Origin of the sequence: Lamprobacter sp. (assembly GCF_034860625.1) — a bacterium.
Classification (GTDB): Bacteria; Pseudomonadota; Gammaproteobacteria; order Chromatiales; family Chromatiaceae; genus Lamprobacter.
Genome location: NZ_JAYESN010000123.1, coordinates 1 through 11,024 on the forward strand (window position 1 = coordinate 1; position 11,024 = coordinate 11,024).

The 11,024-nt window shown below is 64.8% G+C and carries 8 protein-coding genes; all 8 read left to right on the plus strand.

The features are described 5' to 3' along the window. Positions 1 to 382: LicD family protein (locus VBE63_RS20720; RefSeq protein ID WP_323684921.1), on the plus strand; the 382-nt coding region annotated here is incomplete at its 5' end. A 116-nt stretch (positions 383 to 498) separates the two neighbouring features. Then, positions 499 to 993 carry a tetratricopeptide repeat protein gene (locus VBE63_RS20725; protein ID WP_323684922.1) on the plus strand — a complete coding sequence of 165 codons (495 nt, stop codon included), beginning with the start codon at positions 499 to 501 and terminating at the stop codon, positions 991 to 993. Further along, the gene (locus tag VBE63_RS20730) at positions 990 to 1,841 is read left to right on the plus strand and encodes a GNAT family N-acetyltransferase (RefSeq protein WP_323684923.1); all 852 of its coding nucleotides are present in this window, start codon (positions 990 to 992) and stop codon (positions 1,839 to 1,841) included. The genes VBE63_RS20725 and VBE63_RS20730 overlap by 4 nt, the downstream gene beginning before the upstream one ends. 231 nt (positions 1,842 to 2,072) lie before the next feature. After that, on the plus strand, positions 2,073 to 3,902 hold the full coding sequence (locus VBE63_RS20735) for an AAA family ATPase (protein ID WP_323684924.1): 1,830 nt from the start codon (positions 2,073 to 2,075) through the stop codon (positions 3,900 to 3,902). Positions 3,903 to 3,960: 58 nt separating this feature from the next. Continuing rightward, positions 3,961 to 5,916: a sensor histidine kinase gene (locus tag VBE63_RS20740; RefSeq protein ID WP_323684925.1), complete on the plus strand. Its 1,956-nt coding sequence runs from the start codon at positions 3,961 to 3,963 to the stop codon at positions 5,914 to 5,916. After that, entirely contained in the window at positions 5,913 to 6,599 is a 687-nt protein-coding gene (locus VBE63_RS20745) for a response regulator transcription factor (protein ID WP_323684926.1), read from the plus strand. The genes VBE63_RS20740 and VBE63_RS20745 overlap by 4 nt, the downstream gene beginning before the upstream one ends. A 115-nt stretch (positions 6,600 to 6,714) precedes the next feature. Then, positions 6,715 to 9,027 carry a tetratricopeptide repeat protein gene (locus VBE63_RS20750; RefSeq protein WP_323684927.1) on the plus strand — a complete coding sequence of 771 codons (2,313 nt, stop codon included), beginning with the start codon at positions 6,715 to 6,717 and terminating at the stop codon, positions 9,025 to 9,027. Next, positions 9,024 to 11,024 carry a TIGR03032 family protein gene (locus tag VBE63_RS20755; protein WP_323684928.1) on the plus strand — a complete coding sequence of 667 codons (2,001 nt, stop codon included), beginning with the start codon at positions 9,024 to 9,026 and terminating at the stop codon, positions 11,022 to 11,024. Before VBE63_RS20750 ends, VBE63_RS20755 begins: the two co-directional genes overlap by 4 nt.

Consider the following 11,024-nt stretch of genomic DNA (forward strand, 5'->3'; position numbering starts at 1 on the left):
GCCCTTCGATGGCGAGCTGGGCTTGCGCCTGTTGCGCCAGACCTTGGTGTCTCTAGCCAGCCAGAACATCGTCGCCTTCGCCTCCGGTGGCGTGTTGCTCGGCCTGGTGCGCAACGGTCGGCTGCTGCCGCACGACAAGGATCTCGACCTGATGGTTGTCGGCGATGACTGGTGCGGCTCGGCGCGCTGGCAGCGGCTTGAACCCGAGTTGGCGCAGCGGGGCATCGGCTGCCTCTGGCTGCCTTACACCGCCGGCATCTCCACCAGCCTGATCCGCCAGCGCATCGCGGAGAACGTGCTTACCCAAAACCATGTTCCCCGAGCACTGCCCTACAATCGCGAACAGATCCTGGATGACGATTTCTACCCCGAGGCCAAATAACAAACAGCGGCCAGCGGTGTCGGCGGCCAGGCTCGACAAGGCCGCGCCCGTGCCAGGCTGCCTCAGCCGATGAGATCAATGGCCTTACCCACAAGGGCGCGACGCCCGGGGCGGGCATGACACTGAATCTGTTCGGCGACGGCTACGCCTTCGATCGTCAAGGCATCCAGCGTCCCTGCTCCAGGCCACAGGCTCTCACCCAGGCGTACACGTCACGCGGGATATCGCCGTGCGCCAGTTTAGAGGGGCGTCGCGGCATTTTCGAGGCACTGGTGCAGATTGCACTCGACCCCGAGCGCGCCATCCTGCACAGCAACCTCGGCGGTCTTCTGTGGATGAATGACGATGCGCACGTCGCCATCGCCGCCTACCAGCGCGCCATCGCGCTCGACCCAAAGCTCCACCTCGCCCACGCCAACCTCGCCAAAGCGCTCGCCGCCCAGGGCCAATTCCAGTCGGCGCAAGACGCCTACCAAGACGCCCTGCGTCTCAAGCCGTATCAGCCCCAAGTACCAGAGCGCGCTGCCTGCGGTCTGCCGGAGTCGGGCATGGTCTATACCAAAGCGTCCAAAACCTCACCCCCGACAACCTGCTGCCCTTCGACCGCATGACCGCGCCGCAGCTGAGCCAACGCTGGGCCAGCCAGCCGCCGCGCGGCGAGCTGTTGGGGCTGTCCGCCGCCATTGCCGGCGAGCTGGTCGGCTTCGCCATCGCCGAGCGCTTTCAAGCCGCGGACGGCAGCCCTCAGGCCGAACTCATCTCCCTGTTCGTCGCCCCCGCTCAGCGGCGGCGCGGCATCGGCACCCGCCTGGTCGCCCGCCTGCGCCAACAGCTCGATGTGGCGCTCACCACCCCCTTGCTCCGCGCCCACCACGGCCAGGCCGTCGGCCAGCAGGCTGATCAGGCGCCCACCCCCGCCCCGGCCACCGAGCTGTTCACCCATGCCGGCTATCGCGTGCTCGATGTCTATCAGCGCCTGAGCGCGCCGGAGCAAGCCGAGATCGCCGCCTTCTGGCTGGAGCAGCAACTGCTGCCGCCTGCGGAAGCGCGCCGGCGTGTCGGCGAGGTCTGCTTTCTGGTGCGCGCCAGCAGCGGCGCCCTGGTGGGCATTGGCAGCCTCTACCCCGGCGAGCTGGCGGATAACGGGCAGGAGCGCCGCGTGCTCTACGGTCGAACCTATCTGCACCCGAGTGCCCGTGGTCATGTCCGCTTGTATCTCGGCCTGCTGCAAGCCGCACGTAAACTGCTCGCCGACCCTCGGCTGTGCCGCGGCGGCGCGACCGCCATCGCCTTTGAAACCGAAAACCCCCGTTTGATGAGCCGCGCCTGGCGGCGCCTCTTTACCCGACAGGGTTGGCGGCAAGTGGGCGCCAGCGCCCTCGGGCGCGACCTCTGGATCGCCGAAGACCGCGCGCGCGGGTGCGCGCTGGGCGCGTTCAACGGCTCAGCATCTGAGTGAACGTCGCGTTTGTCGTCAGGTCTTCGCCACGGGTTGGTCGAGAGTGCATGGATCTCGCCCGCAGTCGCAGAGGCGCCGCGCCTGCCACTCAGGCTAAGTTGCCAGCGGGATCGGGTATTCATCCATCTCGACCTTGTCTTGACCATCGAAAGCAGGCAAGGGGCGCGCCGAGAAGGACGCTGCGACCGTGCTATGCTTGAACTCCGATCTCGCCCCAGGAGTTGAGCGCCCATGCACTTTCCCTATGGTCTGAGCGATTTTGGCAAATTGCGCGAGGAAGGATATTGGTATCTTGATCGCACGGATCGGATTCCCATGCTGGAAGCCGCCGGCGATCAACTGATTTTCCTGCGCCCGCGCCGCTTCGGCAAAAGCCTGCTGCTGTCGATGCTGGAGCACTATTACGATCTCAACCGCACCGAGCAGTTCGAGGCACTGTTCCGCCCGCTTGCCATCGGACAACACCCGACACCGCGGCACAATCAATACTTCGTGCTCAAATGGGATTTCTCGCTGGTCGCCGCGCATGGGGAAATTGGCGATATCGAAGCGGCGCTGCATCGCCATATCAACGGACGCATTCGTGCCTTCGCCCGGCGCTATCGCGAGCAACTGCCGGAAGCGCTTCAGATCCATCCCGAGGACGCGCTCACCTCTTGGGAGACGCTTTTGAGTGTCATTTCCCAGACACCGCATAAACTCTATCTGCTGATCGACGAATACGACAACTTCGCCAATGAAGTGCTGATGGCCGCGCATCCGAGCGGGCAGAATCGCTACCAGACCTTGCTCCAAGGCGAGGGCTTGATGAAAACGGTGTTCAAGTCCGTCAAGGCCGCTGCTGGCGGTCTGGGGCTGGATCGGGTGTTCATCACCGGCGTCTCGCCGGTGGTCTTGAGCGACATGACCAGCGGCTACAACGTCGGCGAGGATCTGTTCCTGCTCCCCCAATTCAACGACCTGTGCGGCTTTACCGAAGGTGAAGTGGCCGCCGTGTTGAACCAACTGGCCCAAGAAGGTGGCGAGTGGTCAGCGGACAAGGCGCTGGCGACCATGCGCACTTTCTACAACGGCTATCGCTTCAGCGAGGAAGCCAAAGAAAGCCTCTACAACCCGACTCTAAGCCTGTACTTCTTCAAGGCGCTCGCCACCCAGGGCCGATATCCCCGGCAGATGCTCGATGAAAACCTGGCTATGGATCGCAACAAGCTGATTTATATCGCCTCGCTACCCCATGGTGAAGAGCTATTGATCGAGGCCCTGCGTGGCGATGACCGACTGCTGGTGCCGGAACTGGTGCAGCGCTTTGGCGTCGCCGATGTGCTGGCGGCAGTGAAGGATCAGCCGTTCATGGCGTCGCTGCTGTATTTCTTTGGCATCCTCACCCTGGCAGGCTTGAACTCCTTTAACGAGTGCCAGATGCGCATTCCCAATCTGGTGGCGCGCGGGCTCTATGTGGAGCGCTTGCGCGAACGCTGGCTGCCGCTGAGCGGACGTGCGCGCGAGCTGCCCGATGCGGTGCGCGCCCTCGGTCAGCAAGGCGATCTCGCACCCCTGTGCGAACTGATCGAACAGAGCTATTTCGCCGTGCTGTCCAACCGCGACTACCGCTGGACCAATGAACTCCTGGTGAAATTCGCCTTTCTGACGCTCTTGTTCGACGACCGCCTCTATATGGCCGTCTCCGAGCTGGAGACCGAGCGCGGTTATGCCGATCTGGCCCTGATTGTCCGCCCGGACATGCGTCGCTTCCAGGCGCTCGACCTGCTGCTGGAATTCAAATATCTGAGTCTGAAGGAACTGGGCCTGAGCGGCGAGCAGGTGCGGCAGGAATCCCGCGATGCTTTGGATGTTCGGCCCGCTGTGGCTGCCAAGCTTGATGAGGCCGAAGCCCAGGCACGCGACTACGGCAGCACCCTGACCCGGCGCCATGGCCTGACCGACCTGTGCGCCTTTGCCGTGGTCGCTCTGGGAGTGGAGCGGCTGGTGTGGCGGCGGCTGCCCGGCACGGCGGCGAAGATCACCAGCCAGCCGCTGTCGAGACCCAAACCGGCCAGATAACCAGTGGTTTTTTTGGCCATGTGATGGAACTGGCCTTGCGTGACCAAAAGACCTTTTGATGCGACCCCTGCTGACCGCGCTGCTTGTTCTGACCCTGACCTGCCTGGTCGCTGAGGCACGCCCGCAGACGCAGGACTTGGTGGATGTGCCACTCATCCGTCTTGACCAAGGCCAACTGGCCTATCTGCGCGACCCCTCCCGCTCCATGACCCTGGACCAAGCCCGTGATGCCCTGGCCCAGGGACGGTTCCAGGGGCTGAGCGACAACCTCGGCATCGGCTTTGTGCCGGACGCGGTCTGGCTGTCTTTCCGCCTCGAACGCCAAGCCGACCAGCCCTCCCACTGGTGGCTGGAACTCATGCCGACCTATCTGGACAGCATTGCGCTGTTTCATCGCACCCCCACGGGGCAATGGGACCAGCGCCGGGCGGGGGATCGGCTGCCGCAATCGGCCAAGGAAATCGATTACCGTGGCACGGTGTTCAAGCTCGACCTGGCACCGGGCACGCATGCGTTTTTTATTCGCCTGCAAACCACCAGCACCATGGCGGCCATGATCAAGCTCTGGCAACCACCGGCATTCAAGCGGCATATCCTCAACAGCTACTTCGGCTACGGATTCTATTTCAGCCTCATCTTCGCCGTGTTGGTTTTTAACAGCGCCAATTGGATCGTGTCACGGCGACCCATTTTCATCGCCTATTCAGGCTATCTGGCGCTCAATCTCCTCAAGTGGCTGTGCATCTACGGTTTCGCCTCGGAGTTCTTTTTCCCGCAACAACCGCTGTTAGCCAATCTGACGCTGGGCATCATCCTGGCATTCGATTTTGCCGTCGCCATGGTGTTCTTTGCCCTGTTGCTTGAGTTGCGACACTATCATCGGTACATCTACCGGCTCTACCAGTTTGGCTTCCTACTCGCCGTGGCCACCGCCATCGCAACGCCCCTGGGTTACTACCAATGGTTCGCCCAGTGGGTGCATATCACCGCCATCGCGATTATTGCCTCCACGCCCTGGCCCGCCGTGCGTCTCTGGCGTACCGGCGAACTCGCCAATCGTCTGCTCGCCATTGCCCTGACATCGCATGGATTGCTGATCGGCATGACCATTCTGACCTCGCTGGCCATCCTGCCCTTCAGGCAAGTCTTCATCGACGCCGGATTGGCCAGCAATCTCACCCATATCATGCTCCTGCACTTCGGCCTCTTGTTGCACTACCGGCGCATTGAACAGGAGCACGCGAAAACGCTGGAACAGGCGGCGCTGGATCGAAAAAACATGGAGTCTGAAAAGCGCCGCTGGCAGGAACAGAACCAACTGCTGGACATGATCACCCACGAGATCCGCACCCCCATCTCGGTCATCGATGGAGCCAGGCAAACCCTGCAGAGCCTGGATGAAGATGAGGGACGCACAACAGACAATGAGCGTGTCTTGCGCTACATCACCATGGAAAAGGCCGTCCATCGCCTCGGTATGCTGCTCGAACTGGTGGTGGCCCATCATAAGATCCAGCCAACCGAATCGCGCCTAACGGACACCTGGATCGATCCGCATCGCCTGAGCGAGGAGGCGCTGGCGATGCTGGATACCGATGCGGCGAACAGAGTGAAACAGATCACGGATCTGCCCCCGACCGAACTGCGCGCCGATGAGCGGCGGATGCGTTTCGCCCTGCTCAACCTGCTCGACAACGCCTGCAAGTACAGCCCGGCTGAATCGCCCGTGATTCTGCGGCTCGACCGCTTCGAGCACCAGGGCGAACCGGGCCTTCGCTGGCGCATCGAGAACCAGGGCGCCGGCGTGCCAGACGGCATGGCCGAGCCGATCTTTGAGAAATATGTCCGCCTGGGGGAAACCAATGGCCAACCCGGCCTCGGCCTGGGTCTCTATCTGGTGCGTCAGATTGTCGAGCGCCACGGCGGCTGGGTGCGCGCCGACACCGGCCTGAACCGGGGCGCCTGCTTCATCGTCTGGCTCCCCATCCAGCGGACTGCGAGCGCACCAAAATGACACGCCTGGGGATCATCGAAGACAACCTCGACTATCGGCGGGAACTGGTCTTTCACCTGCGGCGGGCCGGCTTTGAGATCGTCCTCGAAAGCGATGGCCACAACATCGATCAACAGGTCGCGCAACATCCGGCGGATCTGCTGATCCTGGATCTTGGCCTGCCGGATGAAGACGGCCTCAGCATCGCCCGCCGGTTGCGCGCGCAAACACCCCAGCTGGGAATTGTCATCCTGACGGCCCGCGGCGCGCTTGATGATCGACTGCTCGGGCTGGAGCAGGGCGCCGATGCCTATCTGGTCAAGCCGGTGGATTTTCGCGAACTGGTCGCCGTGCTGGACAGCGTGCAACGCCGCCTGACAGCCCACGCCGAGGCACCCGCAGCGAGCTGGTGCTGCCAACCGCACACCTTGACCCTGATCGACCCCGAGGGGCGATGCTTCTCCCTCACCGCGAGTGAAGCGGCGGTGCTGGCGGTGCTGGCCCAGCAGGCGCCGGAGATCGCCAGTCGCGAATCCCTCGCCCACGCTCTGGGCCACGATGAACAGGACTACGACTACCGCCGCCTGGAGCTGACCATCAGCCGCCTGCGCCGCAAGATCCAGCCCGATGCCACCCAAGCCCCGCTGATCCGCGCCGCACGGGGCAGGGGCTACCTCTTTGCCGCCGCCATCCGCGTGGAATGATCATTTTCTCGCCCAAAATGACAGCTTTTGACAGCTAACGACAGCATTTGACAGCCTATAGGCTGCTGGTTTCGCTAACCTTTACTGCAGAAAAAAACGTGCAGCAGAGGTTGGCATGGCCCAGACCAGAAACCCACCGACCGCCCATGTCCTGGCCGGTCACAACGGTGCCTCGGCATCGGTTTGCGGCATAGCGCAAGACGCCGCTCCCCCTGGTCACCCCCTAACCACCTCCCTGGCAGCGGCCCCGCTCAACGCCGGCCGGCAAGCACGCCAGCAGGGCGATACCGCCAGAGCGATCGACTGTTTCCGCGAGGCCATCCGTCTCCAGCCCGATTGCGTACCCGCCCACAACAATCTGGCCAACGCTCTGCAGGCCGACGGCGACCTGGAAGGCGCTCTGGCAAGCGCTCGTCGGGCCATCGAGCTCGATCCAAAACGGGCCGTGCTGCACAGCACCCTGGGTAGTCTGCACTGGCTGAAAGGCGATGTAGACCAAGCCATCGCCGCCTACCATCAGGCCATCGCGCTTGACCCGACGCTCTACCTCGCCCACTACAACCTCGCCAAGGCGCTGGCCGCCCAGTACCAGTTTCAGCCCGCCGTTGCCGCGTATCAGCAAGCCTTGCAAGGGGCGCCCGATCAAGCGCAGGCGCAGATCCAGCTGGAGTTCGGCCAGCTCTACCACCGCTACGGCTTCATGCCCCAGGCGATCGAGCGCTACAAGGCAGCGCTGCGCCGCGCCCCCTCCGCCCCAGCCTACAACGCCCTGGGGGCGGCCCTGCAAGACTGGGGCAACATCACCCTGGCGCAAGAGAGCTACCGCCGCGCCCTGAGCCTCAAGCCCGATTTTGATCTGCCCCAGTACAACCTGGCGCAGTTGCACGAAAACCTCGGCGATCTCGCCGCTGCCGCCAACTTCTACCAGCAAGCCCTTGACGCAGCCACAGCCGAGGCTCCCGCTGGAGACCCCTGCGGTGACGCCGATGCACCCACCGACCGCAGTCCAGCGCACGCCCCAAGCCACGCCAAACTGCGCCTGCACCTCGAGATGATTCGTCGCCGCATGGCCGACTGGTCGGACTACGACGCCCGAATGCAAGGCCTGCGCCGCGCCATCGAGCGCCAGTTGGATAAAGGTCAGGGCGAACCCCTGCCCCTGCTCAGCGCCCTGGCCTTCGATCTGCCGCCCGACTGGCTGCACCGCCTAGCCGAGCAGGAGGCGCAGCGTCCGGCACGGCTGGCCCAGGCACTGGCACCAGCCTTCAGTTATCCGACCGAGCCCGCGCCGGCGCGCCTGCGCATCGGCTATTTGTCGCCGGATTTTCGCTGCCATGCCGTCGGCACCCTCATCGCCGGCCTGTTCCAGCACCACCAGCGCCCCGAATTCGAGATCTTCGCCTACAGCCTCACTCCAGTGGATGACGCCTGGACCGCCCAGGTGCGCGAGGGGTGCGATCACTTTCTCGATGTCTCCCAGCAGCCGGCCCTGGCCATCGCCCAGCGCATTCAGGCCGACGGCATCCATGTCCTCATCGATCTGGCCGGCTACACCACCCACTCCCGCCCCCTGGTGCTGGCCCTGCGCCCCGCGCCGGTGCAGATCCAGTGGCTCGGCTACCCCGGCACTCTCGGGGCCGACTTCGTCCCCTACCTGCTGGCCGATAAACAGTTGATCCCCGACGACCAAGTCCAGCACTACACCGAAGAGGTGATCCATCTCCCCCAGGCCTGGGGGAGTGCGCCCCTCGACCCCGAGCCGCTTGAGGCAGCCCCACTCACCGACGCCCAGCGCCGCAGTGCCCGTACTGAGGCCGGCCTACCTGAGCAGGGCCTGGTCTACTGCTGCTTCAACAGCCTCTACAAGCTCGAACCCGAGGTCTTCGCCCTGTGGATGACCATTCTGGCGCAGGTGCCCGGCAGCGTGCTCTGGCTGATTGATGGCGGCGCCAACGGCAGCAACCAGCGCCTGCGCCAAACCGCTGCTGCCGCCGGCATTGACCCCGAGCGACTGATCTTTGCCGCCAAGTGCGCCCACGCCGACTACCTGGCCCGCTACCGCCTGGCCGATCTCTTTCTCGACACCCTGGCCTACAACGCCGGAGCCACCGGCGTTGGCGCCCTGGCCATGGGCCTGCCCCTGCTCACCTGTCCCGGCACTCACTACGCCACGCGCATGGGCGCCAGCCTGTGCCACGGCATCGGGCTGCCCGAACTGATCGCCGCCAGCCCCGAGGCCTATGTGGAGCAAGCCGTGGCCCTGGGTCTGGATGCCGAGCGCCTGGCCCAGCTCAAGGCCCGGCTGCAAGACAAGCTCGCCAGCGCCCCGCTGTTCCAGCCCCAAGCCTTCGTCGCCAGCCTGGAGACGGCCTACCGTCAGCTGTGGCAACGGCATGTTCAAGCCAAGCCCTCGGAGGCCGCTGCATGAACAACACCAAGCCCGCGCCGGCCCCAACCGCACCCACCCCACCCACCCAGCCCCCCAGCCTGCAAGTGCAGGCCTCCGAAGGGCTGTGGCAGTGGCTGGCCGAACAAGACGTCAGCCTGGCCCTGACCACCTACCAGAGCAATCGCCTGTTTCTCATCGGCCGTAACCCCGAGCCCGGACGCCTTGCGGTGCAGGAGCGCCTGTTCGACAAGCCCATGGGGCTCTTTTGGCAGCCCGAGACCGACCGCCTGACGCTCGGTTGTCGTTACCAGATCTGGCAACTGGGCAACCGCCTGCCCGCGGGTCAGACCCACGAAGATGGCGACCGGCTCTACGTCCCCAGTCAGGCCTGGATCACCGGTGATGTGAATGCCCACGATCTGGCCTTTGATCGCGACGGCCGGCTGCTGTTCGTCAATACCGACTTCAGTTGTCTGGCCACCCTCGACCCCGACTTCAGCTTCCGCCCCATCTGGCAGCCGCCCTTCATCAAGAAGCTGGTGGCTGAAGACCGCTGTCACCTCAATGGCCTGGCCATGGTGGACGGTGAAGCCACCTACATGAGCGCCTGTAGCCAAACCGACACGGCCGCCGGCTGGCGCCAGCATCGCCACGACGGCGGGGTGGTGCTGCACCTGCCGAGCAACCAGATCATCGCCACCGGGCTATCCATGCCCCACTCACCGCGTTGGTACCGCGACCGGCTGTGGCTGCTCAACTCGGGCAGCGGCGAGCTGGGCTATTTAGACAGTGGGCGCGACGGCGAGCGCTTTGTGCCGGTCGCCTATGGCCCCGGCTTTGTGCGTGGTCTGGCCTTTCACGACCGCTTTGCCCTCATCGGCCTGTCGCAACTGCGCTCGACCAGCTTCGGCGGCTTGGCGCTGGAGCAGCGTCTGGCGGCCGACGGCCAACAGGCCCAGTGCGGGCTGATGGTGGTGGATCTCGACCGCGGTGAGGTCATCCACTGGCTGCGTTTCGGCAATCTGGTCGAAGAGCTGTTCGATCTGGTGGTCATCCCCGGCGCCCGCCGCCCGCGCGCCCTCGGCCTGCAGGAGGATGACATCGAGCGCTTGGTCAGCTTCCCCGGCAGTAACGGCTTGGTCATCACCAAACCCACCGTCAGGCGCCCCGGTCACACCCGAGCTCCGGTGGCCGGCCTGCCGCGCCCCGAGCCAGGCGGCCAGCCGGTGCTCTACCAAAGCGTCCACAACCTCACCCCCGACAACCTGCTGCCCTACGACCGCATGACCGCGCCGCCGCTGAGCCAACGCTGGGCCAGCCAGCCGCCGCGCGGCGAGCTGTTGGGGCTGTCCGCCGCCATTGCCGGCGAGCTGATCGGCTTCGCCATCGCCGAGCGCTTTCAAGCCGCGGACGGCAGCCCCCAGGCCGAACTCATCTCCCTGTTCGTCGCCCCCGCTCAGCGGCGGCGCGGCATCGGCAGCGGGCTGGTGGCCCGCCTGCGCCAACAGCTCGATGTGGCGCTCACCACCCCCTTGCTCCGCGCCCACCACGGCCAGGCCACCGACCAGCAGGCTGATCAGGCGCCCACTCCAGCCCCGGCCACCGAGCTGTTCACCCATGCCGGCTATCGCGTGCTCGATGTCTATCAGCGCCTGAGCGCGCCGGAGCGGGAGGAGATCGTCGCCTTCTGGCTGGAGCAGCAACTGCTGCCGCCTGCGGAAGCGCAACGGCGCGTCGATGAGGTCTGCTTTCTGGTGCGTCACGCCACCGGCGCCCTGGTGGGCATCGGCAGCCTCTACCCCGGCGAACTGTCCGACAACGGGCAGGAGCGCCACGTGTTCTACGGTCGAACCTATCTGCACCCGAGTGCCCGGGGTCATGTCCGCTTGTATCTCGGCCTGCTGCAAGCCGCACGTACACTGATAGCCGACCCTCGGCTGTGCCGCAGCGGCGCGACCGCCATCGCCTTCGAGACCGAAAACCCCCGTTTGATGAGCCGCGCCTGGCGGCGCCTCTTTACCCCGGTGGGTTATTAA